General features: G+C 59.3%; 31 protein-coding genes. 1 reads left to right on the top strand and 30 read right to left on the bottom strand.

What is annotated here, in order from left to right; genetic code table 11:
- Positions 1-3: 3 nt before the first annotated feature.
- The 27 genes from ACR0LI_RS02680 to ACR0LI_RS02550 all read right to left on the bottom strand — a co-directional run bounded on the left by ACR0LI_RS02680 (position 4) and on the right by ACR0LI_RS02550 (position 21,044).
- The gene (locus ACR0LI_RS02680; protein WP_480619819.1) at positions 4-492 is read right to left on the bottom strand and encodes a hypothetical protein; all 489 of its coding nucleotides are present in this window, start codon (positions 490-492) and stop codon (positions 4-6) included.
- On the bottom strand, positions 489-1,091 hold the full coding sequence (locus ACR0LI_RS02675; protein WP_171722961.1) for an NADH-quinone oxidoreductase subunit J: 603 nt from the start codon (positions 1,089-1,091) through the stop codon (positions 489-491). Before ACR0LI_RS02675 ends, ACR0LI_RS02680 begins: the two co-directional genes overlap by 4 nt.
- Complete coding sequence (locus ACR0LI_RS02670; RefSeq protein WP_010442761.1) at positions 1,088-1,498, bottom strand: carboxymuconolactone decarboxylase family protein; 411 nt, start codon at positions 1,496-1,498, stop codon at positions 1,088-1,090. The genes ACR0LI_RS02675 and ACR0LI_RS02670 overlap by 4 nt, the downstream gene beginning before the upstream one ends.
- Positions 1,495-1,989, bottom strand: coding sequence for an NADH-quinone oxidoreductase subunit NuoI (gene nuoI / locus ACR0LI_RS02665; protein WP_039524264.1), 495 nt, complete (start codon positions 1,987-1,989; stop codon positions 1,495-1,497). Before nuoI ends, ACR0LI_RS02670 begins: the two co-directional genes overlap by 4 nt.
- Before the next feature lies 1 nt (position 1,990).
- The gene (gene nuoH, locus ACR0LI_RS02660) at positions 1,991-3,028 is read right to left on the bottom strand and encodes an NADH-quinone oxidoreductase subunit NuoH (protein ID WP_152458581.1); all 1,038 of its coding nucleotides are present in this window, start codon (positions 3,026-3,028) and stop codon (positions 1,991-1,993) included.
- A complete protein-coding gene (locus ACR0LI_RS02655) occupies positions 3,021-3,239 on the bottom strand; it encodes a hypothetical protein (RefSeq protein ID WP_171631160.1) in 219 nt (72 codons plus the stop codon). Before ACR0LI_RS02655 ends, nuoH begins: the two co-directional genes overlap by 8 nt.
- A complete protein-coding gene (gene nuoG / locus ACR0LI_RS02650; RefSeq protein WP_480717970.1) occupies positions 3,236-5,257 on the bottom strand; it encodes an NADH-quinone oxidoreductase subunit NuoG in 2,022 nt (673 codons plus the stop codon). The genes ACR0LI_RS02655 and nuoG overlap by 4 nt, the downstream gene beginning before the upstream one ends.
- Positions 5,258-5,262: 5 nt before the next feature.
- A complete protein-coding gene (locus ACR0LI_RS02645; RefSeq protein ID WP_480717969.1) occupies positions 5,263-5,667 on the bottom strand; it encodes a DUF5333 domain-containing protein in 405 nt (134 codons plus the stop codon).
- Between the two features lie 98 nt (positions 5,668-5,765).
- On the bottom strand, positions 5,766-6,116 hold the full coding sequence (locus ACR0LI_RS02640; protein WP_171631153.1) for a hypothetical protein: 351 nt from the start codon (positions 6,114-6,116) through the stop codon (positions 5,766-5,768).
- A gap of 37 nt (positions 6,117-6,153) precedes the next feature.
- The gene (locus tag ACR0LI_RS02635) at positions 6,154-6,570 is read right to left on the bottom strand and encodes an MAPEG family protein (RefSeq protein ID WP_171115040.1); all 417 of its coding nucleotides are present in this window, start codon (positions 6,568-6,570) and stop codon (positions 6,154-6,156) included.
- 5 nt (positions 6,571-6,575) lie between these two features.
- On the bottom strand, positions 6,576-7,874 hold the full coding sequence (gene nuoF, locus ACR0LI_RS02630) for an NADH-quinone oxidoreductase subunit NuoF (protein WP_209832595.1): 1,299 nt from the start codon (positions 7,872-7,874) through the stop codon (positions 6,576-6,578).
- Between the two features lie 12 nt (positions 7,875-7,886).
- Entirely contained in the window at positions 7,887-8,108 is a 222-nt protein-coding gene (locus ACR0LI_RS02625; RefSeq protein WP_171115038.1) for a DUF5337 domain-containing protein, read from the bottom strand.
- A gap of 30 nt (positions 8,109-8,138) precedes the next feature.
- Positions 8,139-9,296 carry an NADH-quinone oxidoreductase subunit E gene (locus tag ACR0LI_RS02620; RefSeq protein WP_480490580.1) on the bottom strand — a complete coding sequence of 386 codons (1,158 nt, stop codon included), beginning with the start codon at positions 9,294-9,296 and terminating at the stop codon, positions 8,139-8,141.
- The gene (locus ACR0LI_RS02615) at positions 9,296-9,772 is read right to left on the bottom strand and encodes a hypothetical protein (protein ID WP_480717968.1); all 477 of its coding nucleotides are present in this window, start codon (positions 9,770-9,772) and stop codon (positions 9,296-9,298) included. The genes ACR0LI_RS02620 and ACR0LI_RS02615 overlap by 1 nt, the downstream gene beginning before the upstream one ends.
- Positions 9,769-10,992, bottom strand: coding sequence for an NADH-quinone oxidoreductase subunit D (locus ACR0LI_RS02610; RefSeq protein WP_171631140.1), 1,224 nt, complete (start codon positions 10,990-10,992; stop codon positions 9,769-9,771). The genes ACR0LI_RS02615 and ACR0LI_RS02610 overlap by 4 nt, the downstream gene beginning before the upstream one ends.
- Positions 10,992-11,117, bottom strand: a complete 126-nt coding sequence (locus ACR0LI_RS02605) for a hypothetical protein (protein ID WP_256368965.1) — start codon at positions 11,115-11,117, stop codon at positions 10,992-10,994. The genes ACR0LI_RS02610 and ACR0LI_RS02605 overlap by 1 nt, the downstream gene beginning before the upstream one ends.
- Positions 11,117-11,290: a hypothetical protein gene (locus ACR0LI_RS02600; protein WP_010442775.1), complete on the bottom strand. Its 174-nt coding sequence runs from the start codon at positions 11,288-11,290 to the stop codon at positions 11,117-11,119. Before ACR0LI_RS02600 ends, ACR0LI_RS02605 begins: the two co-directional genes overlap by 1 nt.
- Positions 11,290-11,895 carry an NADH-quinone oxidoreductase subunit C gene (locus ACR0LI_RS02595; protein ID WP_480490583.1) on the bottom strand — a complete coding sequence of 202 codons (606 nt, stop codon included), beginning with the start codon at positions 11,893-11,895 and terminating at the stop codon, positions 11,290-11,292. Before ACR0LI_RS02595 ends, ACR0LI_RS02600 begins: the two co-directional genes overlap by 1 nt.
- 11 nt (positions 11,896-11,906) lie before the next feature.
- Positions 11,907-12,440 carry a NuoB/complex I 20 kDa subunit family protein gene (locus tag ACR0LI_RS02590; protein WP_010442777.1) on the bottom strand — a complete coding sequence of 178 codons (534 nt, stop codon included), beginning with the start codon at positions 12,438-12,440 and terminating at the stop codon, positions 11,907-11,909.
- A complete protein-coding gene (locus ACR0LI_RS02585; protein ID WP_050602775.1) occupies positions 12,431-12,796 on the bottom strand; it encodes an NADH-quinone oxidoreductase subunit A in 366 nt (121 codons plus the stop codon). Before ACR0LI_RS02585 ends, ACR0LI_RS02590 begins: the two co-directional genes overlap by 10 nt.
- 194 nt (positions 12,797-12,990) lie before the next feature.
- Positions 12,991-13,773, bottom strand: coding sequence for a crotonase/enoyl-CoA hydratase family protein (locus tag ACR0LI_RS02580; RefSeq protein WP_210092587.1), 783 nt, complete (start codon positions 13,771-13,773; stop codon positions 12,991-12,993).
- 1 nt (position 13,774) lies between these two features.
- Positions 13,775-14,626 (bottom strand): hydroxymethylglutaryl-CoA lyase, encoded by an 852-nt coding sequence (locus ACR0LI_RS02575; protein ID WP_480717967.1) that lies wholly within the window; start codon positions 14,624-14,626, stop codon positions 13,775-13,777.
- Positions 14,627-14,704: 78 nt separating this feature from the next.
- Positions 14,705-16,639 (bottom strand): acetyl/propionyl/methylcrotonyl-CoA carboxylase subunit alpha, encoded by a 1,935-nt coding sequence (locus ACR0LI_RS02570; RefSeq protein WP_480717966.1) that lies wholly within the window; start codon positions 16,637-16,639, stop codon positions 14,705-14,707.
- A 5-nt stretch (positions 16,640-16,644) separates the two neighbouring features.
- Entirely contained in the window at positions 16,645-17,070 is a 426-nt protein-coding gene (locus tag ACR0LI_RS02565) for an ASCH domain-containing protein (protein WP_209832585.1), read from the bottom strand.
- A 1-nt stretch (position 17,071) separates the two neighbouring features.
- Positions 17,072-18,676 carry a carboxyl transferase domain-containing protein gene (locus tag ACR0LI_RS02560; RefSeq protein WP_480717965.1) on the bottom strand — a complete coding sequence of 535 codons (1,605 nt, stop codon included), beginning with the start codon at positions 18,674-18,676 and terminating at the stop codon, positions 17,072-17,074.
- A complete protein-coding gene (locus tag ACR0LI_RS02555; RefSeq protein ID WP_480717964.1) occupies positions 18,673-19,590 on the bottom strand; it encodes a hypothetical protein in 918 nt (305 codons plus the stop codon). Before ACR0LI_RS02555 ends, ACR0LI_RS02560 begins: the two co-directional genes overlap by 4 nt.
- On the bottom strand, positions 19,587-21,044 hold the full coding sequence (locus ACR0LI_RS02550) for an AMP-binding protein (RefSeq protein ID WP_480717963.1): 1,458 nt from the start codon (positions 21,042-21,044) through the stop codon (positions 19,587-19,589). The genes ACR0LI_RS02555 and ACR0LI_RS02550 overlap by 4 nt, the downstream gene beginning before the upstream one ends.
- Positions 21,045-21,249: 205 nt before the next feature.
- Here ACR0LI_RS02550 and ACR0LI_RS02545 point away from each other — a divergent pair, with 205 nt between their 5' ends.
- Positions 21,250-21,852, top strand: coding sequence for an OmpW/AlkL family protein (locus tag ACR0LI_RS02545; RefSeq protein ID WP_480717962.1), 603 nt, complete (start codon positions 21,250-21,252; stop codon positions 21,850-21,852).
- A gap of 52 nt (positions 21,853-21,904) precedes the next feature.
- Here ACR0LI_RS02545 and ACR0LI_RS02540 read toward each other — a convergent pair whose 3' ends face one another.
- The 3 genes from ACR0LI_RS02540 to ACR0LI_RS02530 form a co-directional block, all read right to left on the bottom strand.
- The gene (locus tag ACR0LI_RS02540) at positions 21,905-23,068 is read right to left on the bottom strand and encodes an isovaleryl-CoA dehydrogenase (RefSeq protein ID WP_171115013.1); all 1,164 of its coding nucleotides are present in this window, start codon (positions 23,066-23,068) and stop codon (positions 21,905-21,907) included.
- Positions 23,069-23,232: 164 nt separating this feature from the next.
- A complete protein-coding gene (locus ACR0LI_RS02535) occupies positions 23,233-24,423 on the bottom strand; it encodes a DegT/DnrJ/EryC1/StrS family aminotransferase (RefSeq protein WP_480717961.1) in 1,191 nt (396 codons plus the stop codon).
- 39 nt (positions 24,424-24,462) lie between these two features.
- Positions 24,463-25,134 carry an HAD-IA family hydrolase gene (locus tag ACR0LI_RS02530; RefSeq protein ID WP_480717960.1) on the bottom strand — a complete coding sequence of 224 codons (672 nt, stop codon included), beginning with the start codon at positions 25,132-25,134 and terminating at the stop codon, positions 24,463-24,465.
- Positions 25,135-25,260: the final 126 nt, after the last annotated feature.

Genomic DNA, 25,260 nt, shown 5'->3' with positions numbered 1-25,260 from the left:
GTCTTAGAGTCCCTCGAATTTCTCTTTCCCGTTGCGAAGCTCGGGAAACGCCATTGCACAGGCGCAGTTTTCTTTCGATTCAATGTAGTCGTCGATCTGGAATGCCTTTCGCTCAAAGGCTTTTGTTGCCGAAGTCCACGAATAACTTGTTTCAGCAGATGCTAGTACTTGGACAACTTCATTTGCTTCATCGACGCGATCCAAATGAGTACCGTCGAAGTCCCGTTCAAGATTCGCTACGACGCGCATCGTTTGACCGCTTTCACAAGCCGCAAACAAAACAAACTCAGTATGTGTGCATCCCAATTCGTCGGTGCAGATAGAGCCAATCTCAGAGTAAGAGACAACGCCGTTGCCAACGATTCTGTGGTTCGTCTCGAACACGTGATGCGACATAATCGGAAGAGCTTCGCAAGCTTCGATACCCGCTGCGAAAACAGTCGCGGGGAAAAAAGCGAAACTTAGCCCAGATATCACGGCTTTGAACCTCACAACCCCTGCCCCGGTTTCACGTCCTTCAATTCCATCGCCTTGGCCGGATCGCGCATCATCTGGCCGACGATGTCCTGACGCTTGATATCCTGACGGTGGCGCAGCGTCAAAACGATGGCGCCGATCATAGCCACCAGCAGGATCAGGCCCGCAAGTTGGAACAGAAGAAAGTACTGATCGTAAAGGATGACACCCAGCGCCTCGGTGTTGTGGCGGTCAGTCGGGACCGGCTGCGCCAGATTTTCGGCAGCACCCTGCGCGCTGTCCCAGGCGCCGAAAGCCATGACAAATTGCATCAGGATGACCAGACCGATCAGCAGGGCCAGCGGCATATAGCGCGCCATCTCGGCCTTTAGCTCGGCAAAGTCCACATCCAACATCATCACAACGAAGAGGAAAAGCACAGCGACCGCGCCCACGTAGACGATGATCAACAGCATCGCCACGAACTCGGCCCCCAGCAGCACGAACAGCCCCGCCGCAGACAGGAAGGACAGGATCAGCCACAGCACCGAGTGCACTGGCTGACGGCTGATCACCGTGAACAGCCCGCCGGTGATGGCGCTGATGGCAAACAGGTAGAAGGCAAAGACGGTCATTGATCCTCATCCTCGTTGTCGCCCATGACCTCTTGCGCCAGATCCAGCGCGCGGGTCATGGCCGGGATGCCGGCAAAGACCGACATCTGACCGATCGTTTCCACGATCTCTTGTTTCTTGGCACCCGCCTCCAAAGCGTGGCGCACGGTCTGACGCACCGCCGAATCCGCCTGCGCGCCCTGGCAGGTCAGCCCGGCCAGCGTCAGCAGAAGGCGGGTTTTGGCATCCAGCCCGTCCTTGTTGACGGTGTTGCCGAACATCATCTCCATGACCTCTTTCGGCATGGTCGGCCACAACGCCTCGAACCCCTTGGGCGAGAAATTCTCCATCGCCGGGTTCATCGCCTTGGCCATGTCCTGAGCCTGCTTCATCATCAGCTCGAACGGATTTGTCGGGCTGTCACTCATCGGTAAGGCGCGTCCATTTCCAGATTGCGGGCAATCTCGGCCTCCCAACGTTCACCGTTGTCGAGCAGTTTTTCTTTGTCATAGAACAGCTCTTCGCGGGTTTCCGTCGCGAACTCAAAGTTCGGGCCTTCGACGATGGCATCGACCGGGCAGGCCTCTTGGCAGAAGCCGCAATAGATGCACTTGGTCATGTCGATGTCGTACCGCGTGGTGCGGCGGCTGCCGTCCTCACGCGGTTCAGCGTCGATGGTGATGGCTTGGGCCGGGCAGATCGCCTCGCAGAGTTTGCAGGCGATGCAGCGTTCTTCACCATTCGGATAGCGGCGCAGAGCGTGTTCGCCGCGGAAACGTGGGGACAGAGGCCCCTTTTCGTGCGGATAGTTCACCGTGGCCTTGGGCGCGAAGAAATACTTCAGCCCCAGCTTCATGCCGACCCAGAAGTCTTGCAGAAGGAAGTATTTGGCAGCGCGGGTATAGTCGATTTGGGTCATATCAGCCTCCTACGCTCCAACGGGCAAATGCGCCCCAGAACCAGTCGAATTTCGCCGCAAAGGCCACGAAAACCACCCAAGCCAGCGAGAATGGCAGGAACACTTTCCAGCCCAGCCGCATCAGCTGGTCATAGCGGTAGCGGGGTGTGATCGCCTTGACCATTGCGAAGATGAAGAAGAAGAACGCCATCTTGGCCACCATCCACAGAACGCCGTCCGGCAGGCCAGGGATCGGGGACAGCCAGCCGCCGAAGAACAGCAGAGAGGTCAGCGCGCACATCAGGAAGATGGCGATGTATTCGCCTGCCATGAACAGCAGGAAAGGCGTGGCCGAATATTCGACCTGATAACCGGCGACCAGTTCCGATTCCGCCTCGGGCAAGTCAAACGGTGGTCGGTTGGTTTCGGCCAGGGCCGAGATGAAGAACAGGAACACCATCGGGAAATGCGGCAGCCAGTACCAGCTGAAGAAGCCGAACGAGCCGTCCTGAGCGCGCACGATGTCGCCAAAATTCATCGAGCCGGTCGAAATGATCACACCGATGATGATCAGGCCGATCGAAACCTCGTACGAAATCATCTGCGCGGCCGAGCGCAGCGAGCCCAAGAACGGGTACTTTGAGTTCGACGCCCAACCGCCCATGATCACGCCATAGACCTCGAGCGAGGACACCGCGAATACATAGAGGATCGCGACGTTGATATCCGACAGAACCCAGCCATCGTTGAACGGGATCACCGCCCAGGCGATCATCGCCAGAACGAAGGATGTCAGCGGTGCGAGGATAAAGACCGTCCGGTCGGCGCCCGCAGGAATGACGACCTCTTTCACCACATATTTCAGGGCATCCGCCACCGATTGCAGCAAGCCATAGACGCCCACCACGTTGGGGCCTCGGCGCATCTGGACAGCGGCCCAGATCTTGCGGTCCCCGTAAACAAGGAACAACAGTGAAATCATCACAAAGGCAACAACGGCAAGCACTTGCGCCAGAATGATGATGGCTATTCCGCCTGGGGTGTTAAAGAATTCAGCCATTGGTCCTCACACCGTGGGTATTCCGTTTTCCGCGCGCGATGCAAAGGCCAGAAGCCTGCGCAAACTGCGGCTGGGTCGGCGCGTTGGTGTAAACAGCATCTGCCGCCATTGCGCCACCCTTAATATTCGGTTTCACACGCAAATCAGGCGCGGCCAACTGCCGCCCGGCACCGGATGCGCCGATCTGCGATATGAAAATGGTCTGGGTCATTCCGCCGCGATCTTCTCGGATTTGCGGGCCTGCGCCTGTGCCGAAAGCTCGGCCATCAACTGTGAAGCCCGTGCGATCGAGTTGGTCAGGTAGAAGTCCTTGATCGCATAGCGGAAAGTTGCGTTGCCCAGAGTACCGGCGTCGAGAACTTTCACTTCGTTCTCAATCACTTCGTCGATGCGGGCCAGATGCGGAACCGCCTCGATCAAGGCCCTGCGCAACTGTGCCAGAGAGTCGTAGGGCAGTGTTGCACCCAGTTCGGCCGACAAGGCGCGCAGGATGGCCCAGTTTTCCTTCGCCTCACCCGGCGCAAAACCGGCCCGCATCGCCAGTTGAGGGCGACCTTCGGTGTTTACGAACACGCCGTTTTCCTCGGTATAGGCCGCGCCTGGCAGGATCACATCGGCGCGGTGTGCACCCCGGTCACCATGGCTGCCCTGATAGATCACAAAGGCGCCTTCGCCGATCTCGACCTCATCCGCACCAAGGTTGTAGATCACGTCGGCGGCGCTGATCGCGTCCATTCCGCCTTCGTTCGTGGCACCCACATCCATCGCACCAACGCGCGATGCCGCAGTGTGCAAAACGATCAGACCACTTTCTGTATTGGCCGCGATGGCTTGCGCAGCAGCCAGCACGGCGGCGCCGTCCGCTTCCTGCAAAGCGCCCTGACCGATGATGACCAACGACCGTTTTCCCTTGATCTCATCATCTCCGCCCATGTCGACAACTTTTTGCAGCGCTGTTCGATCATCGCCAACATGCTGATACTCATATGTCAGATCGACCGCAGGACCGACCAAAGCGACTTCGGCCCCATGCGCCCACGCCTTGCGGATGCGCGCGTTCAGGACAGGCGCTTCGTCACGTGGGTTGGTACCGATCAGCAGGATACGTTCCGCGGTGTCGATATCTTCAATCGCGGCGGTGCCAGCGTAAGCGCCACGATTGCCCGCCGGAAGCTTTGCGCCATCGGTACGGCATTCGACAACACCACCCTGCCCTTCGATCATCTGTTTCAGCGCAAACGCCGCCTCGACCGGAGCCAGATCGCCCACGATACCGGCGGGTTTCTCGGCGCCTTTCAGCGCCTCTGCTGCCTTGGTCAGCGCCTCGGACCATGAGGCCGGGCGCAGCTTGCCGTTTTTACGGACATAGGGCTTGTCCAAACGCTGACGGCGCAGGCCATCCCAGACAAAGCGGGTCTTGTCGCTGATCCATTCCTCGTTCACGCCGTCATGATTGCGCGGCAGGAAACGCATGACTTCACGGCCTTTGGTATCGACGCGTATGTTCGATCCCAACGCATCCATCACATCGATGCTTTCGGTTTTGGTCAATTCCCACGGACGTGCAGTAAAGGCGTAGGGCTTGGAGGTCAGCGCCCCGACAGGGCACAGATCGATGATGTTGCCCTGCAAATTCGAATCCAGCGTCTGGTTCAGATACGAGGTGATCTCGGCATCCTCACCGCGCCCGGTCTGACCCATCTGAGTTATCCCGGCAACTTCGGTGGTGAAGCGCACGCAGCGCGTGCAGCTGATGCAGCGGGTCATTGCGGTGCCAACCAGCGGGCCAAGATCCAGATCATCGACCGCCCGCTTTGCTTCCTTGAAGCGGGATCCGGACATGCCATAGGCCATCGCCTGATCCTGAAGGTCGCATTCGCCACCCTGATCGCAGATCGGGCAATCCAGCGGATGGTTGATCAGCAGGAACTCCATCACGCCTTCGCGGGCCTTTTTGACCATGGGCGAGTTCGTCTTGACCACCGGGGGTTGACCTTCAGGCCCCGGACGCAGGTCACGCACCTGCATCGCGCAGGAGGCCGCAGGTTTCGGCGGCCCGCCGACGACCTCGACCAGGCACATCCGGCAATTGCCAGCAATCGACAGACGCTCGTGATAACAAAAGCGCGGCACTTCGACCCCGGCTTGTTCACAAGCCTGGATCAGGGTCATCGCGCCATCGACTTCGATTTCCTGTCCGTCGATATTGATCTTGCGGAGGTCAGACATGGCTTTCAATTCGCCCTCAAATAAACGCCAATGGCGCTGTTTCTTTGGATTTCCTTCTGCCCCAGAGTGCAGAATGTGTTGGGGTTGTCATAGGTCACGCCATTCGAAGCCAGATACGCCTCGCCCTTGGCGCGCATCCGGTCCTTTTCAGCATCCGATTCGACGTAAGTGCGGATTTCGGTGTCCGAATACCCCAGTTTGTTCGCCTTGGAGCGCAGCCCCCACATCACACTGATCGCTTTCAATCGACGCCCGCTGATCGAGGGGCAATATTCCGAAATTTCATTTGCGATGGCGATGTAATAGAGTTCGTCGTCGATCTCTTTGACATCCCTCAAGGGCGGCTTCGCATTTGCAACGGCAGGCAATGTGACCAAGGCAGCCAGCGCGAGTGTTTTGGCAATAGACATGGATTTTCCCTTCGTTTTGGACGCACCAAAACGAACCGGTCCGGTCTTGCTAGGCAATAGCGGCCGGCAATCCATGTCGTGATATGCAAAACCGCGCGTCATGGCCGTTGGCATTTTCCCGCAAAGGTCAATTGATCATCACTGATGCGCAGGTTTTGCGGTTCGGTGTCCGGCCCCACTTTCCAATCGATCCGCGAAGACCCGAAATTCTGCACGCAAAACTTGGTTCCTTCATGACGGCCGGCCTCACGTGCGCCGTCCAGCGATGCGGACGCACCCTTTACCACAACGGTAAAGTCCGTTGGCGATGCTTTCTTGTCGACCGCCTTCGCCTTTGCCTTGAACGCTTTTCCATCGAACAGAATACGATCTTCCGACGGCTTGATGATGCCGCAGGCGGACACGCTTGCCAGTGCCAGCAGGACTACAAGGGTTCTTGAGGCCTTCATACTATCCCTCTTCGTGTTCTCATCTGCCGGGACGCCATCAGAACGCCGCCACCAATGCCATAAGCCCAATCACAAACATGCAGGCCCAGCCCAATACATACAGCACGGACCGAAGGCCACTGTTCGGCTTGCCTATGCCTTTGATGTGCACCACCAGCATCACCAACCGCGCAACCAATGCGACAGACGCCAGCAGATTGACCCAGAACGGGCTGGCGCCCAGCAATACCGCCGCAGTCACAACAGCCACAAACGCCGGAAGCGTTTCCGTTCCGTTCAGATAGGCCCGGTTCAGTCGATAGGCCTGGTCGGAATAGTCCTGCTCAGGGGTCGCCCCAGGCGCGAGGCCTTTGCCCTGCTTGGCCAGCGCTGAAAACGGGGCCAGGAACAGAACCACCAGCGTGAAAAGCACAACCGATGAAATCGCGTGGCTGTATTCTGCAAACATGTCCATCCCGATCACTCCGCCGCCATCGCACCCATACGGCCCGATTTCTGAGCCTTGATGCGGTCTTCGATTTCTTCACGGAAATTCCGGATCAGGCCCTGGATCGGCCAGGCGGCCGCATCGCCGAGCGCGCAGATCGTGTGACCTTCCACCTGTTTGGTCACATCAAACAGCATGTCAATCTCTTCCAGCTCGGCCTCGCCACGCACCAGGCGGTCCATGACCCGCATCATCCAGCCAGTGCCTTCGCGGCAGGGCGTGCACTGGCCGCAGCTTTCGTGTTTGTAGAATTTTGACAGGCGCCAGATCGCCTTGATGATGTCGGTGGACTTGTCCATCACGATCACCGCCGCCGTTCCAAGCCCCGAGCCCAGATCGTTGCGCAGATAATCGAAATCCATGATCGCGTCGCGCATGTTCTCACCGCGCACACACGGAACCGAGGATCCTCCGGGGATCACGGCCAGCAGATTGTCCCAGCCACCGCGAATGCCGCCGCAATGGGTCTCGATCAGCTCCTCGAAGGAAATTGACATCGCCTCTTCCACGACGCAGGGGTTGTTGACGTGACCCGAGATCGCAAACAGCTTGGTGCCCGCGTTGTTCTGGCGGCCGAAACCTGCGAACCAATCCGCCCCACGGCGCAGGATCGTAGGTACGACGGCGATGGATTCGACGTTGTTCACGGTCGTCGGGCAGCCATACAAACCCGCACCTGCCGGGAACGGCGGCTTCATCCGCGGCATGCCCTTTTTACCTTCGAGGCTTTCAATCAGCGCGGTTTCCTCGCCACAGATATAGGCGCCCGCCCCGTGGTGCAGAAATAGGTCGAAATCCCAGCCCGAGCCCGCGGCATTCTTGCCCAGCAGACCCGCGTCATAGGCCTCGTCAATCGCGGCCTGCAACGCCTCGCGTTCGCGGATGTACTCACCACGCAGGTAGATGTAGCAGGTGTGGGCATTCATGGCGAAAGACGCGATCAGGCAGCCCTCGATCAGCGTATGCGGATCATGGCGCATGATCTCGCGGTCTTTGCAGGTGCCGGGTTCGGATTCGTCCGCGTTGACCACCAGATAGGACGGGCGCCCGTCGCTTTCCTTGGGCATGAACGACCATTTGAGACCGGTCGGGAAACCCGCGCCGCCGCGTCCGCGCAGCCCGGAATCCTTCATCGTCTGGATGATCCAGTCGCGCCCTTTATCAATCAGGCCAGCAGTGCCGTCCCAATGCCCGCGGGCCTGCGCACCTTTCAGCGTGCGTTCATGCATCCCGTAGATGTTGGTAAAGATCCGGTCCTGATCCTTCAGCATCGCGTGTTACCTTCAGCTGTCCTGACGCATGCGCCAGAGTTGAAAAATGTTGACGCCCGCATAGATGAATCCCGCCAGAGCGGCGAAATCAAACAGCAGCGCATGCCGGGTTGTCAAACCCAGCGCGGGGCCAATGAACAGGTTCATCGCAAGCCAGATCAGCATGGTCACGGCGATGACCACCCCGATATGTCGGCCCTTGCGGGCTATGGCCTGTTCCTTGTCCTTGTCCATCTTCCCCCGAAGCCCGGAACGGGCATCCGTCTAGTCTTCGTATGTGCCCTCGGATTTGGCACGTTTGGCGAATTCGGTTTCCTCACCGGCAGCAAGCTTGGTCGCCTGCTCGATCCAGCCATCGCGTTCGATCCGGCCTTTGAATTTCAATCGCGCATCGACCCAGGCCACATGTTCGGGCGTCCAGGCCGCGATCTGGTCATAGTGATAGAAACCCAGCTCGTTTAGCGTTTCTTCCAGCTTGGGGCCGACGCCTTTCAACAATTTAAGGTCATCCGCCTTGCCGTCACGTGCCGCGGTTAGAGTGTTAGGCTGGGTCTCCTGAACGTCTGGGCCATCCGTCTTTGCTGCAGCGCCCTCGGGAGATGCCGGTTCGGTATGGGTAGATTTTTTGGTTCCACTCTGTTGTGCCGCCGTCTTGCCGGGCTCCGGCTTTTTCGGCGGTTGAGGAGCGGAACCGGAAGCTTCGGCTTTGCCATCCTTACCAAGCCAAGGAGTCAGGATCGGAACTTCGGTTCCGTCGATACGCTTGACCGTGTCCCCAAGCTCTGTCGCCAGTTCAACACTCGCGTTGTATTTCGGCTTGCTGGCTTCATATTCGGACAGGCTGGAAAGCCCTTTCAACGGCTCGGCCGCGTAACGCCCATTCTGAGGACCGGGCGTCGGCACCTTGCCCGCCACCAGATCGTCGAGGATCCTGCCAAAGCTCTCGGCGGTCAGGTCCTCATAGTAATCCTTGCCGATCTGCGCCATCGGCGCATTGGTGCAGGATCCCAGGCACTCGACCTCTTCCCAGCTCAGCTTGCCATCGGCAGAAAGTTCATGCGGTTTCGCCGCGATCTTTTCCTTGCAGACCGCGATCAGATCCTCGGCCCCGCAGATCATGCAGGACGTCGTGCCGCAGACCTGAATATGCGCCACAGATCCTACTGGTTGCAGCTGGAACATGAAGTAGAACGAGGCGACCTCGAGCACGCGGATATAGGCCATGCCCAGCATATCCGCGACCGATTCAATCGCCGGACGGCTCAGCCAGCCCTCCTGCTCCTGCGCGCGCCACAGCAGCGGAATGACCGCGCTGGCCTGACGCCCCTCGGGGTATTTGGTAATCTGCGCTTTGGCCCATTGCTGGTTGGCAGCGGTGAAGGCAAAGCTTTCGGGTTGTTCGGGGTGCAGACGGCGCAGCATTAGCAGGCATCTCCGATCACGATGATATAGGGGGCGTTCTGATGCGCGCGACCTTGTTCGACAAGGAAGGCAATCAGATCAGGCGTTTCGGCCTGTGTAAAACCGGCGGGACGCAATTTTATCTCGGCTTCTTCTTCGACCATACGGCACCCATTCAAACGCACGAAGTCAAATAAGGCGTCGGCACGCCTTGCCGTATCCTCGGGCGCAAGTCCATGCGCACCGCAAATCGCAGGCGCAATCTCGAATACGGGACCGTCCAGACCAGCCAACCCCCGTTCGGCCCAGGAATTGATCACGGCGCTGACATCCTCGGGGCGCAGGTCACGCGCAGAAAAAGCCTCCTCGGTTTGCGAAATATCCAGCCGACAGCCGTTTTCCCGCATAACCTCCAGCACTTTTGCCGTCGGGTGAGTCGATGCGGCCTGCGCCGGTAGGGCAACCACGAGGGCCAGAATCAGGGCAAAGCATCTCACCGATCAATCTCCCCAAACACAACGTCCATGGTGCCGATGATGGCGGCGACGTCGGCCAGTTGGTGGCCTTTGGCAACGTGGTCCATGGCTTGCAGGTGCAGGAAACCGGGCGCGCGCAGTTTGGCGCGATAAGGCTTGTTGGTGCCGTCGGCGACCAGATAGACGCCGAACTCGCCCTTGGGGGCCTCGACGGCGGCATAGACCTCACCAGCCGGCACGTGGAAGCCTTCGGTATACAGTTTGAAGTGATGGATCAGGCTTTCCATCGAGGTCTTCATGTCCGAGCGTTTTGGCGGGGTGATCTTGCCGCGCGCCAGAACGTCACCGGGGCACTCGCGGATTTTGGCGATGGCCTGACGGATGATCAGCAGCGACTGGCGCATTTCCTCCATGCGGACAAGGTAGCGGTCATAGCAGTCGCCGTTCTTGCCGACGGGGATCTGGAATTCGAACTCGTCGTAGCACTCGTAGGGCTGCGCGCGACGCAGGTCCCAGGCCAGACCCGATCCACGCACCATCACGCCCGAGAAGCCGTATTTCTGGATGTCATCTTCGGTCACCACGCCGATATCGGCGTTGCGCTGCTTGAAGATGCGGTTTTCGGTCAGCAGCCCGTCAATGTCATCAAGGACGCTTGGGAACTCGTGACTCCAGGCCTCGATATCGTCCAGCAGTTCCGGCGGCAGGTCCTGATGCACACCGCCGGGGCGGAAATAAGCCGCGTGAAGGCGGGCCCCGCAGGCACGCTCATAGAACACCATCAGCTTTTCGCGCTCTTCAAAGCCCCAGAGCGGCGGGGTCAACGCGCCCACATCCATCGCCTGCGTGGTCACGTTCAGCAGGTGGTTGAGGATGCGGCCGATCTCGGAATACAGAACCCGGATCAGCGAACCCCTACGCGGTACTTCAACCCCGGTCAGCTTTTCGATGGCCAGACACCAGGCATGTTCCTGGTTCATCGGCGCCACGTAATCCAGACGGTCGAAATAGGGCAGGTTTTGCAGATACGTTCGGCTTTCCATCAGCTTTTCGGTGCCGCGGTGCAGCAGGCCGATATGCGGGTCGCAGCGCTCGACAATCTCGCCGTCCAGTTCAAGCACCAAACGCAGAACCCCGTGCGCCGCAGGGTGTTGCGGGCCGAAGTTAATGTTAAAGTTGCGGATCTTCTGTTCTCCGCTCAGCGCGTCCGTGCTGCCGTCATCGTATCTTGAGCCGTCCATCAACGCCCTCGTTTCTTTTTCGCATCGGCCCGAACCCGAACCTTTTCCGCCTCGGCCGCTTTGGCAGCAGCCCCGGCCAGCAGAACCCCCAGCGCCCCCAACGCGATCAGTTCCCCCAGACCCATCAGCGGCGCTCCAGCTCTTGCAGTTTAAGCCCGACCCACCACAGCAGGGCGATCGTGCCAAAGGGAACCAGACACAGCAGGCACCAGTATTTGTTGATCCCGAAGAACGGCAATATCTTCACCATCGGAATGATGGTCAGCGCAGACAGGATCAGCCACCAGATGCCACCCATTATTCGGTCTCCTGTTTCTCATCCCCCGGCAGAATGTAGTTCGCACCTTCCCATGGGGACATGAAATCAAACTGCCGGTACTCCTGCACGAGACTGACCGGCTCGTAGACGACGCGTTTCTGCGCCTCGTCATAGCGGACCTCGGTATAGCCAGTGGTCGGAAAATCCTTGCGCAGCGGATGACCGCGAAAGCCGTAGTCGGTCAGGATGCGGCGCAGATCTGGGTGGCCCGAGAACAGGATGCCGAACATGTCGTACACCTCACGCTCGAACCAGTTGGCCGAGGGGTGAACATCGACGATCGAGGGCACCATGTCATCCTCGCGGATCGACACCCGCAGCCGGATGCGCTGGTTCTGGTACATCGACAGGAAGTGATAGACCACATCGAACCGTTTGGCGCGTTCGGGGTAATCCACACCGGTGATATCCACCAGCGACGAGAATTTGCAGCTCTGGTCGGATTTCAGGAATTCGACGAATTCCACAAGGTTTGACGGCGCCACATCCACGTTCAGCTCGCCGTGGGTCACGTCCCATGACAGAACACAATCAGACCGCTTGATTTCCAACTGCGTGCCGAGTTCCTTGAGTGCTTCGCTCATCAGCTCTCTCCTCAGCGGACAATTGTGCCGGTACGGCGGATTTTGCGTTGCAACTGCATCAGACCGTAAAGCAGTGCCTCAGCAGTCGGAGGGCAGCCGGGCACATAGATGTCCACCGGAACAACCCGGTCACAGCCACGCACGACGGAATAGGAATAGTGGTAATACCCACCGCCATTGGCGCAGGACCCCATCGAGATCACATAGCGCGGCTCGGGCATCTGGTCATAGACCTTGCGCAGCGCGGGCGCCATCTTGTTGGTCAGCGTTCCCGCCACGATCATCACGTCCGACTGGCGCGGGGACGCCCGAGGCGCAATGCCGAACCGTTCCGCATCATAACGCGGCATCGAGGTATGCATCATCTCAACCGCGCAGCAGGCCAAACCAAAGGTCATCCAGTGCAGCGATCCGGTCCGGGCCCAGTTGATGATGTCCTCGGTCGAGGTCAGCAGGAAACCTTTGTCCTGCAACTCGGCGTTCAGGGCCTGGGTGGCGACTTCCTTGTCGACACCGGCAGTGTTGGCACCTGTCATCACTCCCATTCCAGCGCCCCTTTCTTCCATTCATAGGCAAAGCCGATGGTCAGAACGCCCAGGAACACCATCATGGACCAGAACCCAACATCGCTGATGTCCTTGAAGCCGACGGCCCAGGGAAACAGGAAGGCAATTTCAAGATCGAAGATGATGAACAGAATCGAGACCAGATAGAATCGGACGTCGAATTTCATCCGCGCATCGTCGAAGGCATTGAAACCACATTCATATGCGCTGACCTTTTCGGGGTCGGGATTGCGGACGGCCAGTACGACGGCGGCCAGAATCAAGACGATCCCAAGACCAACGGCAACGGCCAGAAACACCAGAATCGGGAGGTACTCCCGCAGCAGGTCTTCCACGAATAGCTCCTTTCCTGCGCACATGTCTTGTCGGGTGCGCCGTCAATTGGCGTGTTGACTGGACATTCTCTATCCCTGCGGGGTCAGAGGGTCAACCGAACACAGCCCCCTTCGCGATCAAACCTGCGCTTGACAGCGCGGCATAGAATCGCAGCACCGGCGTTTGGCATTGGCATGGCGGAACCTTGTAAAACCTACTTATTCCATGCAGGTTTTCGTTTTTCAAAAAACGCCGCGATCCCTTCGCGTGCCTCGTGTGTTTCCCACCGCTCGACCAACTCGCCTATGGTCTGATCGATCACGGCATCGTCGATGCGCGGCCCCAAAGCGCGCACCAGCGCCTTGGCAGAGGCAACCGCCCCGGGCGCGCAAGACAAATAGGGGCGAATTTCGTCCTCAACGGCCTCCGAAAGCCGATCTGCCGACACGGTTTTCGCCAGCAGGCCCAGATCAACGGCCTCGGACGCATCGAACAGACGGGCCGACATGAAGACCCGGCGCGCGCGGGCTTCGCCCATGCGGGCGATGACATAGGGGCCAATTGTTGCGGGGATCAGCCCCAGGCGCGTTTCGGTCAACCCCATCATCAGACTGTCGACCCCGATCGCGACATCGCACACGGCCGCCATGCCCACCCCGCCCCCAAAGGCATTGCCCTGCAACGCCCCGATCAGAGGCTTTGGCATCGTGTTCAGAGCCTGCAACATCTCGGCCAGTTTGCGCGCCTCGACAAAACGCGTCTTTTTGTCAGCCGCCATCTGGTCCTGCATCCACCCCAGATCACCGCCGGCACAAAACGTCCTGCCCGCCGCGGCCAGAACGACCGCCCGGACCGCGTCATCCTGACCAAGTTGCGATGCGGCGTCGGTCAATTCCGTGATCATCTGCCCCGACATGGCATTGTGTTTTTCCGGCCGGTTCAGGGTGAGCGTCGCGACACCACGCCTATCCGTCGAGATCGTGATCGTTTCAAACATGTCAGCCCCGCAAAGCCCTGGCCATCTGCGCGGCCTCTTCAACAACGTCGATATCCAGGCCAGTTTCGTATCCCAGCCGATGCAAATGTGCCGCAACCTCCTCGGTCGCCACGTTACCGGCCGCACCCGGGGCGTAGGGGCAACCGCCCAACCCTCCCACGGCTGCATCGAACACCCGCACGCCCAGCGCCAATGCCGCATCGATGTTGTCGATCGCACGCCCGTTGGTGTCATGGAAATGCCCCGCCAGCCGTGTCACCGGAACCCTTTCGCGCACCGCCAGAAGCATATGTGCAACCTTGTCCGGAGTTGCCTGCCCAATCGTGTCGCCCAGCGAAACCTCGTAACAGCCCAGCGCAAAAAGCCGATCAGCAACCTCAGCCACTTTTTCGGGCGGCGTCGGGCCGTCATATGGGCAATCCGTCACGCATGAGACATAGCCTCGAACCGGCAGGTCGATATGGCGCGCCGCCTCCAGAATCGGCGTGAACCGCTCAATCGACTCGGCGATGGATGCATTGATATTGGCCTTCGAGAATCCTTCGGAGGCCGAGGCAAACACGGCAATCTCGTCCGCCCTGGCCGCCAGCGCGTCGCCATAGCCATGCATGTTCGGCGTCAGCGCGGCATAGCGCACCCCATTCGCACGCGTGATCCCCCCCAGCACCTGAGCGGAACCCGCCATCTGCGGCACCCATTTCGGGGACACGAAGCTTGCAACTTCGATCCGGCGAAACCCCGCCCGGCTGAGACAGTCGATCAAGGCGATCTTGTCCGCGACCGGTATTTCGCGTTTTTCGTTTTGCAGCCCGTCGCGCGGCCCGACCTCATAGATTTCGACCAGCTCACCCATGTCCGCCCCCCTTCTGGATTGTCGTCGTTTCAAGCAAATATCGTCTGACCTTGGCACGCCGCGTTGCGCGGGTACAGATCAAGCTTCTTCCTCCAACCTCACCAAGGCAGCCCCGGCTTCGACCTGCGAACCATCCCCGACCAGCACTTCGGCAACGATCCCGTCCCGCGCCGCAAGCAGCGAATGCTCCATCTTCATCGCTTCCAAAATGGCCAGACGATCGCCTTTCTGTACGGTTTGTCCCGCTGTGGCAAAAACGGCTTTGACCAGACCGGGCATAGGCGCCTCGATCACATTGGTGTCGCCGGTCGCGCTGGTATCGCGGTCCAGCGGATCGATGACGTCAAAGCTCTGACCGTAATCGGTGAAAACCGTCAGGGTCCCGTTTTGTGCAGCAACGCGAGGCATCGGCGTGTCGTTCAACATCCAGCGCCCGGCGGTGCGGTCCGCAACGACGCGGTTTTTGCCAATCTGCCAAATCTGGCGATCCGGCCCATCGACCTGCACATCCAGATCCAGCACGTCGTCGCGACGGGACAAATGCACGGCACGATGCAGCGGCGCCCACAGCGAAAACCCGGTTTCCGGATCGACATCCACCAGATCCAATGCTGTCATCGCAGCCGCGACCGCGGTAACATCCGACGGCTCGGGTTCCTGCACCAACATTTCAAGGTCCCGCCCGATCAGCCCCGTATCGACATCGCCCGAGGCAAATCCTTCGTGACGCGTCAACGCGCCCAGAAAGGCCAGATTGGTAACGGTACCCGCAACTTCGGTCTGTTGCAGCACCCGGTTTAACGTCTCAAGTGCAACGGCACGCGTCGATCCATGCACCACCACCTTGGCGATCATCGGGTCATACCACGGGCTGATCGTGTCCCCGGCGCGAACGCCGCTATCGGCGCGACACGTGCCGGGGAAAACCAGATGAGTCAGCGTCCCCGTCGCGGGCAGGAACCCTTTCGGCACATCCTCGGCATACAGACGAGCCTCGAAGGCATGGCCAGAGATCGCAAGATCATCCTGTTTCTTGGGAAGGCTCTCGCCTGCGGCCACGCGAAGCTGCCACTCGACCAGGTCGATCCCCGTGATCGCCTCTGTCACCGGGTGCTCCACCTGAAGGCGCGTGTTCATTTCCATGAACCAGAATCTGTCGGGGCGCAGCCCGTCCGAGGCATCGACGATGAATTCGACCGTGCCCGCGCCTTTATAGCCGATCGCCTCGGCGGCCCGCACGCCGGCCTGACCCATAGCCTCGCGCATCTCAGACGTCATGCCCGGGGCGGGGGCTTCTTCGATCACCTTCTGATGGCGGCGCTGCAACGAGCAGTCCCTTTCGAACAGATGCACGGCATGAGTACCATCGCCGAACACCTGCACTTCGATATGGCGGGGTTTGGCCACGAATTTTTCGACCAGCACGGCATCATTGCCGAAGGCGGTCCGGGCCTCGCCCCGCGCGCTGTCGAGCGCGGTCGCGAAATCCTCGGGGCGTTCGACAAGGCGCATCCCCTTGCCGCCGCCGCCCGCAACGGCCTTGATCAGAACCGGATAGCCGATTGCATCCGCCGCACCTGCCAGATGCTCGGGGTCCTGATTGTCGCCGTGATAACCTGGCACGACCGGAACGCCGGCCTTCTCCATCAGAACCTTGGCCGCGTCCTTGAGGCCCATCTTGCGGATCGCATCCGCCGAGGGGCCGATGAACGTCAGCCCCGCCGCCTGCACGGCATCCACGAAATCGGGATTCTCGGACAAAAAGCCGTATCCCGGATGGATCGCCTGCGCGCCGGTGTCCAGCGCGGCCTGAATGATCACATCACCCTTCAAATAGCTGTCCGCCGGGGCCGGGCCGCCAATATGAACCGCCTCATCCGCCATCTGAACATGTTTTGCGGCTGCATCCGCATCGGAATAAACAGCAACGCAGGACACGCCCATGCTCTGAGCCGTTTCCATCACCCGGCAGGCGATCTCACCCCGGTTGGCAATCAGAATTTTGTTGAACATGGCCTTCACCCTTCCAATGCCAGATCTTCGACGAGACGGAACCGTTCGCACACGAGTTTCATCTCGGGATCAAAGTCGCCGTTTCGTTGGAAATATCGACGATGATCTTCCCGCCATCCTTCAAGCGTTTCATTTTCACCTTCCGCCAAGGCGAATTCCTCGGTCACATCGCAGTAACGCTGGATCGAAATATCAACGGTTTCAATGACCAACGCCGGAGTGTCATCCCAGTTCAGCGCAATATCGCGGCGACCGGACTTGGGCATCTCAAGGCTGTCATCAGGATAGTTTCTGAGCGCGTCGCAGGTCGCTGTTTTACGGCCAGAACGGACCAAGGCCAGAAGCTCTGAACTCAGCACGGGGTTGTCGCCGAATTTGAAGGTTTGTGCACCGGGATAACGGGCTAATATGTCTTTCAAACTCTCGCTCATCTCACATCCTGAACACGCCGAAACGTGTCTCCTCGATCGAGGCATTCAGAGCGGCGCTGAGCGACAGGGCCAGCACATCGCGGCTCTTGCGCGGGTCAATGATGCCGTCATCCCACAGTCGGGCCGAGGCATAGAGTGGATGCGACTGTTCCTCGAACATATCCAGCGTCGGGCGTTTGAACTCGGCCTCCTCTTCGGCGGACCACGTGCCACCCTGCCGTTCTATCCCGTCGCGTTTGACGGTGGCCAGAACGCCAGCGGCCTGCTCGCCGCCCATCACAGAAATGCGCGAATTCGGCCAGGTCCACAGAAAGCGCGGCTGATAGGCACGACCAGCCATGCCGTAGTTTCCAGCACCAAACGAGCCGCCGACCAGCATCGTGATCTTGGGCACCGAAGTGGTCGCCACCGCCGTCACCATCTTGGCGCCGTGGCGCGCGATGCCTTCGTTCTCGTATTTGCGGCCCACCATGAAGCCGGTGATGTTTTGCAGGAACACAAGCGGGATTTTGCGTTGCGAACACAGCTCGACGAAATGGGCGCCCTTCTGCGCGGCTTCGGAAAACAGCACGCCGTTATTGGCGATGATCCCAACCGGACAGCCTTTGACATGGGCAAACCCCGTGACCAGCGTTTCGCCGAAGCGCGGTTTGAATTCGTCGAACCGAGACCCATCGACCAGACGCGCAATCACTTCACGGATGTCATAGGGCGTGCGCAGATCAGCAGGGATAACGCCCAGGATTTCCTCGGGGTCATAGGCCGGATCTTCGGGGCTGGCCCAGTCCACCGTCTGCGGCTTGCGGCGGTTGAGTGACTTAACCGCCCGACGGGCCAAGGCCAGCGCGTGGGCATCATCCTCGGCCAGATAATCGGCCACGCCGGACAGGCGCGTGTGCACATCGCCGCCGCCCAGATCTTCGGCGCTGACGACCTCTCCCGTTGCTGCCTTGACCAGCGGCGGGCCGGCCAGAAAGATCGTGCCCTGTTCCTTGACGATGATCGTCACATCCGACATCGCCGGCACATAGGCGCCACCGGCCGTGCATGACCCCATGACCACGGCGATCTGAGCGATCCCCTTCGCGCTCATCCGCGCCTGATTGTAGAAAATGCGGCCAAAGTGATCGCGGTCGGGAAAGACCTCATCCTGATTGGGCAGGTTCGCGCCACCGCTGTCGACCAGATAGATACAGGGCAGATGGTTTTCCTCGGCAATCTCCTGCGCCCGCAGGTGTTTTTTGACCGTCATCGGATAGTAGGTGCCGCCTTTCACGGTGGCATCATTGCACACAACCATAACCTGCTGCCCCTGCACAAGGCCAATGCCCGCAATCACCCCAGCACAGGGCGCGGCACCGCCATACATCCCATGTGCCGCTGTCGCCCCGATTTCAAGGAACGGCGACCCCGGATCAAGCAGGTTCGCCACCCGCCTGCGCGGCAACATCTTGCCTCGGGATTCATGCCGCGCTCGGGATTTCTCACCGCCCCCCATGCGGGCTGCTTCGGCTGCGGCAGAGATTTGCGCCAGCGCGTCGAGGTGGGCCGCGCGATTGGCTTTGAAGCCCTCAGATGCGGGCATGGCTTTGGATGTGAGTTTCATTGGCCCTGCACTCCCGTTCTCCTGAATGCTAATTTGAACTTCTGCCTTTTTACAGAAAGCCCCGTTTCAAAGTCATTTGGGAGAGACACATTGACTTGCGTATCCCCTCTCAAAGTTGCCATTCTGATCTGACAAATCGAGTGAAGCAGTAAAGAGACAGCCATGAGCCGCTTCAGGTCCTGCTCTGAATTCAATTCTTCGGTTCCGAAAGCCACAGAGAAGTCCCCGTCTTTACTTTCACACCAGTCCACCCAATTCAGCCCATCGACCACTTCGTTAAGCGAACTATAAGCACCAACTTCATTCTTAACTCTTAATGCGACACCGGGGCCAAAATACGTGGGTTTGCCATGCTTAAATGCATTTATTGCACCACGCTCCGAAAGCAGATTGACTTCTTCCTCAATCAACTTCTGGATGTTTCTCAGGGTTGCGGCATCCAACTGTTCCGGAGCACCAAACAGTTGGTAAGACAACCAATCTTCAAACGGCAACGATTGCCCGTCCAATGCAACCTCAAATCCGTTGGGCACTTTCTGATTTCTCAGTGCCTTGTACACCTCGGCCAACTGCCTCTCTCGTATGACCGACGCAATTCGAGCAAATGGCCCGAAGTCCGAGCCGCATAAAATGAACAACACCAATGTTTCAGAAGAAAAATAGCGCAACGCCCTAATGGTGTGAGTAGCATATTCCTTATACTGCGCGCGCGATTTCTGAAGCTCTTCGAGAAGGGGGTGCTCATTTAGAACTTCTCCAGAATCCAGATCCTGAATTCGCATGTTACTCGGAACTGCTTTGTTCAAGCTTTCAGCTAAGGTCCAGAAATAAAACGGATCAAACTCTGAATAAAACTTTTGATCTACATCATTCAGAAAACGCTGCATATCTTCGCCCGAACCATCAATTTTCATGACTCTGACTCCCCTGCCGCCCGCGCCTTCAATTCCTTCCGAATAACCTTCCCCGTCACGGTCATCGGCAGTTCCTCCAGAAACTCTATCTCGCGCGGATAGGAATAGTGCGCCAAACGGTCCTTGACCCAGTCCTGCAACTCCTGCTCCGCCGCCTCAGCACCCGGCTTCAACACCACATAGGCCTTCACGATCTCAGTCCGCAGCGGGTCGGGTTTGCCGACCACACCCACAGTCGCCACAGCTGGGTGGGTCAGCAGGCAATCCTCGATCTCGGCGGGGCCGATGCGATACCCAGCGGACGTGATCACGTCATCGTCCCGACCGACAAAGCGCAGATAGTCGCCCTCCCACACGCCGCGATCACCGGTGATCAGCCAATCGCCGCGGAACTTGTCGGAGGTCGCTTCGGGGCGGTTCCAGTATTCCAGCAGCATCGAGGCCGAGCCGCGCCGGATGGCGACGTCGCCCTCGTCCCCGGTCGGGTTTCCGTCCTCATCAATCACCGCAACCTCATGCCCCGGCACCGGTTGGCCGATACAGCCGGGGCGCACAGGGAAATCTTCGGCGCAGGAAGATACGACCATGTTGCACTCGGTCTGGCCGTAAAACTCGTTGATCGTCAGACCAAAGGCCTTCTGTCCCCATGCCAGCATTTCGGCACCCAGCGGTTCACCCCCGGACGCGACCGAGCGCAGACCGGGGATCACCTGATCTGCTGCCTTGAGCATTCGCAGCGCCGTTGGTGGGAAAAAGACGTTCCGCACCCCGCCACGCGCGATGATGTCAGCGCAGGCCTCGGGGGTGAATTTCTCAAGCCGTGCCGCGACAACAGGAATGCCCAGCGCAAGGCCCGGCATCAGCACATCGAACAACCCGCCGATCCACGCCCAATCCGCCGGGGTCCACAGGCAGTCTCCTTCGCGCAGGTGATTGTGGCTGATCGAGACACCCGGCACATGCCCGGTCAGAACCCGATGCCCGTGCAGTGCGCCTTTGGGGCTGCCGGTTGTACCAGAGGTGTAGATCAATACGGCAGGATCCTCGGGCCCTGTCGCAGCATAGGGCAGCGCAGGACCGGCCACGCCAATTTCGGATGCGATCAGAGGTTCAGCCAGATCGCCCAGCAAATCCACCCCTTCAGCATCAGTCAGCACGATCTGAACGCCTGCATCGCCCGCCCGCGACCGCAGCGCATCCCGTTTGAATAACTTGAACAAGGGCACCGAAATCGCGCCGATCTTCCAGATCGCCAGATGAGCTGCCGCACACCAGGGTGACTGACTCAGCAGCACTCCGACCCGATCACCGGGCCGGACGCGGGCCAGCAGGGCGCGGGCAATCCCATCAGCCATTTGCGCCAGTTGCCCATAGGTTGTCAGCCGCTGCCCTGATCCGGTCAGATCAATAAGCGCCACCTGATCACCCGGATGGTTCAGACATTGCTGCGCCATGTTCAGCCGGTCCGGTATGTCCCAGCCTCCTCCTGAGCGCAAACCCGGTATGCGCTCAGCGTGCAACAACGCGAATTCCCCGTGTTTTCCTGATGCTTCGCGACCTGACCTTGGGCGGACACATCACACAAACTTGATGCAGATCAGAGTGGCCGGACACCGCCTTTGCGAAACCAAGAGCATCAACATAACCAAAGGCAAGAATATGACAAAGAAACTCGCCGCTTTGACACTGTCTACCGCGCTGGTCGCCCTGGCGGCTCCGACTTTGGCCCAGTCGCAAGGGGACTGGACGCTGGGTATCGGTGTTGGCTATCTGGATCCGAAATCCGACAACGGCACGCTGGCCGGTGCGGCAGCGACGATCGACGCGGACACCCGCCCGATTTTCACCGCCGAGTACTTTATTCGCGACAACCTGGGCATTGAGCTTCTGGCGGCGACCCCGTTCAAACACACCGTGGCCCTTGGCGGTACGGACGCGGCCACGGTCAAGCACCTGCCGCCCACCCTGTCGCTGAATTATCACTTCCCGACCAACAGCGCCTGGAAACCCTATGTCGGCGCCGGTCTCAACTATACGATCTTCTTCGACGAGCAATCGCCCCTGGGCAACATCAAGGTCGATGACTCCTTCGGCGTCTCGTTGCAGGCCGGTCTGGATTACATGGTCACCGACAACGGGGCGATCCGCCTGAACGTGCGCTGGTTCGACATTGACTCGGACGTCTCGCTCAACGGCGCCCCCATCGGCACCGCGGAAATCGATCCCTGGCTGGTCGGTGTTTCCTACGTCCATCGGTTCTGATCCCGTTTCCAAAGCGCCCTGCGGTTACCTCGTCCGCAGGGTGTTTTTTCTTTCAGAGCATTTCATTCATCATTTCGCGGCCGATCAGCATCCGGCGAATCTCGCTGGTGCCTGCACCGATCTCCATCAGCTTGGCATCCCGGAAAATCCGGCTGACCGGCGCATCCGACAGGAAGCCCGCCCCGCCCAGCGCCTGAACCGCCTGATGGGCCTGAACCATCGCCTGTTCCGACGCGTAAAGGCAACACGCTGCCGCATCCTGCCGGGTCACGTCACCGCGGTCACACGCCTTGGCGACTTCGTAAACATAGGCCCGCGCCGAGTTCATCGCGGTGTACATGTCGGCAATCTTGCCCTGCATCAACTGAAAGCTGCCGATGGGTTTGCCGAACTGCTTGCGTTCAGCCAGATAAGGCATCACTTCGTCCAGACAGGCGGCCATGATGCCGGTCCCGATGCCTGCCAGCACGACCCGTTCATAATCCAGCCCCGACATGAGCACGGCAACACCCTTGCCCTCTTCGCCCAACACGTTCTCGAACGGAACCTCTACATCTTCAAAGATCAGCTCAGCCGTGTTCGACCCGCGCATACCCAGCTTGTCGAAATGGGGCGAGGTTGAAAAACCCTTCATCTCTTTTTCGATCAGAAATGCGGTAATACCCTTTGATCCGGCATCGGGGTCCGTCTTGGCATAAACCACCAGAGTATCCGCATCCGGCCCGTTGGTGATCCAGTATTTGTTGCCGTTCAGACGGTAATGGTCGTTCCGCTTTTCGGCGCGCAGCTTCATCGACACCACATCCGACCCGGCCGAAGGTTCCGACATGGCCAGCGCCCCCACATGCTCGCCCGAGATAAGCCTCGGCAGGTACTTTTGCTTCTGTTCTTCATTGCCGTTCAGCTTGATCTGGTTCACGCACAGGTTCGAATGCGCCCCGTATGACAAAGAAACCGAAGCTGAAGCGCGCGCGACCTCTTCGACGGCGATCGTATGCGCCAGATAAGACATGCCTGCACCGCCGTACTCTTCCGGCACGGTAACACCCAGCAGACCAAGCTCTCCCATCTCTTTCCACAGCTCATTCGGAAAGGCATTGGTGGCGTCGATCTCGGCCGCCATCGGCTTGACTCGCTCCTGCGCCCAGCGATGCACCATCTCGCGCAGGGCATTCACATCCTCACCCAGATCGAATTTCATCGTGGCCATGAACATCTGCGTCTTCCCTCCGCTTTAATGAACAAGTGTTCAATAAATCTCTAGCAGCGAATCTGCCGCCGGTCAATCTTTGTGGCAGCGCGTCCGAAACAGAAAACGCCGCCCCGAAAAGGGCGGCGTTTCAAAAGATCGAGCGTGCGCCGCAGGCGCACTCCGCTTGGTCAAGACTGATAAACCGCGCTCACCTCAGCCCGGATGATCCGGGCGATCAATCGACAATCCTCCAGGGAAAACGTCAAAGGCACGCGCATATCCATAACGCCGGCCAGAACGCGGTCACTTTCAGGCATCCGCTCGCTATCGAAATATCGCCAACTGTCATAGCGCGACGTGAATCCTGTCGGTTCGGCACCGCCGAACCACTTCAGCTCAACCCCACGCGCGGCGCAACGGCTGATGACTTCGGCTATCCGTTCAGGCACCCAATCCAGCAGCAAGAACTGAATCGAAGACCCGACATAGGTTTCTTCTTCGGGCCGTTCGACGATCGTCAGTCCCGGCGTGCCCCGCAACCCGGCTTCGATCTCGCGATAACGTTCGTTCCACCGTTCCACCTGCCGGTCCAGATCCCGCAATTGCGGGCGCAGGATGGCGGCGCGCAAATTGTCCATCCGGCCCGAGACGTTGGGCGTGGTGTATTTGATCCGTTCGAACACGTCCGGCCCCGGCGCCGCAAGATGGCGTTCGTACAGCATGTAGGACCCCGACAACATCGTAGCCTTGGCCGCCAGTTCCTCGTCATCGGTGACCAGCAAGCCCCCTTCGCCCGAATTGACATGCTTGTAGGTCTGGCAGGAATAACACCCGATCGCGCCCTGCCGTCCTGACAACTGACCGCGCCAGGCTGCACCCATCGTGTGTGCGCAATCCTCGATCACGATCACCCCGGTCGCGTCACACATCTGCATCAGCCGGTCCATATCACACAGATGCCCACGCATATGGCTGAGCATCAGAACACGCGCTTGATCCAGCTTGCCCTCTAGATCATCCAGATCGATGGTCAGCTCTTCCGTCACTCCCACAAAAATTGCCTGCCCTCCGACCGAGGCAATCGACCCCGGCACCGGCGCCAGCGTAAACGCATTGGTCAAAACCGGGTCGCCCGGCTGCACGCCAACCGCACGCAGGGCCGTGGCCAGAGCGTAACCGCCAGACGAAACCGCCAGACAGTATTTGGCCCCCATCTGCGCCGCAAATTCCTGCTCCAGCAGGGCCGTTTCCCCCAACTCTCCGGGGACGACATTGTAACGATGCAGACGTCCATGGCGCAGAACGGCCAGTGCCGCTTCGATTGCTTCTTCCGGAAGGGGTTCCTGCTGCGTAAAGCTGCCAGAGAATACGTCGGTCATGGTCTTGTTCTGAGGCTCCGAAAGGTTCCGGTCAAGGTTTCAGGCTGCCGCACCGATCAGATCAGGCACGAGGCCGGGCAAGTCATCAAAATGATGCAGAAGGGCTTCGGGTTCCAGCGCCGCCATGTCATCCCCCGATGGCCCGAAGGTAACCAGCACCGAAGGAACGCCCGCCGCCCTGGCGGTGTTGCGGTCAGTATCCGAGTCTCCGACCAGCACGCACAAGTCCGGATCGCCCCCGGCACGGCGCGCGGCTTCACGCAACGGCGCCGGGTCCGGTTTGCGGACCGGCAGCGTATCTGCCCCGACCAAAGATGCAAAACGGTCCCGCACCCCCATGCGTGTCAGCAACAATTCGGCCAGATGTTCCGGTTTGTTCGTGCAAATGCCCACACCGTAACCCGCGTCACTCAGCATCTCGACCGCCCGTAGTGCGCCGGGATAGAAACTGGTGTGGGTGTCGATGTCCTGCGCGTAGGCCTCAAGAAGAACCGGGTAATAGGCCTGCACCGTATCCTCGTCATAGGCCCCGACTCGTTTCAGCCCGTGGGTCAGCATCATGCGTCCACCTCGCAGCGCCACACCGGAATCCGGCCCGTGGACCAGTACATCCCCGTGCCCCATCTTGCGGAAACAATGGTTCGCGGCCGCCAGCAAATCGCCGGATGTATCCGCCAAAGTGCCGTCCAGATCGAAGATGACGGTGCGCATTTCGCCCCCTTGCTCGGCAGGTTTTCGCCGTGTCCTGTTTCAATCGGCAATCTTGTTTGATGGCCGAACGGCTTGCGCCTTTGACCTCAGCGGATAAAACGGACGGCAACAAAACACAAAGAGAAA

Source organism: Ruegeria sp. CL7, assembly GCF_056536445.1.
The sequence above is the reverse complement of the archived record's forward strand: the minus strand, read 5'-3'. Positions and strand labels throughout refer to the sequence as shown.

Coding starts and splice junctions, on each gene's coding strand:
- ACR0LI_RS02600 (WP_010442775.1), bottom strand. CDS start 11,290: ATGGGTGGCATCTGGTGGCTGATCCTGTCTGCGCTGACCATCATTCCG.
- nuoG (WP_480717970.1), bottom strand. CDS start 5,257: ATGTCTGACCTCCGCAAGATCAATATCGACGGACAGGAAATCGAAGTC.
- ACR0LI_RS02530 (WP_480717960.1), bottom strand. CDS start 25,134: ATGCGCACCGTCATCTTCGATCTGGACGGCACTTTGGCGGATACATCC.
- ACR0LI_RS02535 (WP_480717961.1), bottom strand. CDS start 24,423: ATGACCGACGTATTCTCTGGCAGCTTTACGCAGCAGGAACCCCTTCCG.
- ACR0LI_RS02550 (WP_480717963.1), bottom strand. CDS start 21,044: ATGGCGCAGCAATGTCTGAACCATCCGGGTGATCAGGTGGCGCTTATT.
- ACR0LI_RS02675 (WP_171722961.1), bottom strand. CDS start 1,091: ATGACCGTCTTTGCCTTCTACCTGTTTGCCATCAGCGCCATCACCGGC.
- ACR0LI_RS02645 (WP_480717969.1), bottom strand. CDS start 5,667: ATGTCTATTGCCAAAACACTCGCGCTGGCTGCCTTGGTCACATTGCCT.
- ACR0LI_RS02590 (WP_010442777.1), bottom strand. CDS start 12,440: ATGGGAGTGATGACAGGTGCCAACACTGCCGGTGTCGACAAGGAAGTC.
- ACR0LI_RS02635 (WP_171115040.1), bottom strand. CDS start 6,570: ATGGACATGTTTGCAGAATACAGCCACGCGATTTCATCGGTTGTGCTT.
- ACR0LI_RS02620 (WP_480490580.1), bottom strand. CDS start 9,296: ATGCTGCGCCGTCTGCACCCCGAACAACCCGAAAGCTTTGCCTTCACC.
- ACR0LI_RS02560 (WP_480717965.1), bottom strand. CDS start 18,676: ATGAAACTCACATCCAAAGCCATGCCCGCATCTGAGGGCTTCAAAGCC.
- ACR0LI_RS02565 (WP_209832585.1), bottom strand. CDS start 17,070: ATGAGCGAGAGTTTGAAAGACATATTAGCCCGTTATCCCGGTGCACAA.
- ACR0LI_RS02575 (WP_480717967.1), bottom strand. CDS start 14,626: ATGGGTGAGCTGGTCGAAATCTATGAGGTCGGGCCGCGCGACGGGCTG.
- ACR0LI_RS02605 (WP_256368965.1), bottom strand. CDS start 11,117: ATGGGTCTGGGGGAACTGATCGCGTTGGGGGCGCTGGGGGTTCTGCTG.
- ACR0LI_RS02555 (WP_480717964.1), bottom strand. CDS start 19,590: ATGAAAATTGATGGTTCGGGCGAAGATATGCAGCGTTTTCTGAATGAT.
- ACR0LI_RS02545 (WP_480717962.1), top strand. CDS start 21,250: ATGACAAAGAAACTCGCCGCTTTGACACTGTCTACCGCGCTGGTCGCC.
- ACR0LI_RS02625 (WP_171115038.1), bottom strand. CDS start 8,108: ATGGACAAGGACAAGGAACAGGCCATAGCCCGCAAGGGCCGACATATC.
- nuoH (WP_152458581.1), bottom strand. CDS start 3,028: ATGGCTGAATTCTTTAACACCCCAGGCGGAATAGCCATCATCATTCTG.
- ACR0LI_RS02640 (WP_171631153.1), bottom strand. CDS start 6,116: ATGAAGGCCTCAAGAACCCTTGTAGTCCTGCTGGCACTGGCAAGCGTG.
- ACR0LI_RS02580 (WP_210092587.1), bottom strand. CDS start 13,773: ATGTTTGAAACGATCACGATCTCGACGGATAGGCGTGGTGTCGCGACG.
- ACR0LI_RS02540 (WP_171115013.1), bottom strand. CDS start 23,068: ATGTTCATGGCCACGATGAAATTCGATCTGGGTGAGGATGTGAATGCC.
- ACR0LI_RS02595 (WP_480490583.1), bottom strand. CDS start 11,895: ATGAGCGAAGCACTCAAGGAACTCGGCACGCAGTTGGAAATCAAGCGG.
- ACR0LI_RS02670 (WP_010442761.1), bottom strand. CDS start 1,498: ATGAGTGACAGCCCGACAAATCCGTTCGAGCTGATGATGAAGCAGGCT.
- ACR0LI_RS02655 (WP_171631160.1), bottom strand. CDS start 3,239: ATGACCCAGACCATTTTCATATCGCAGATCGGCGCATCCGGTGCCGGG.
- nuoF (WP_209832595.1), bottom strand. CDS start 7,874: ATGCTGAAGGATCAGGACCGGATCTTTACCAACATCTACGGGATGCAT.
- ACR0LI_RS02610 (WP_171631140.1), bottom strand. CDS start 10,992: ATGGACGGCTCAAGATACGATGACGGCAGCACGGACGCGCTGAGCGGA.
- nuoI (WP_039524264.1), bottom strand. CDS start 1,989: ATGACCCAAATCGACTATACCCGCGCTGCCAAATACTTCCTTCTGCAA.
- ACR0LI_RS02570 (WP_480717966.1), bottom strand. CDS start 16,639: ATGTTCAACAAAATTCTGATTGCCAACCGGGGTGAGATCGCCTGCCGG.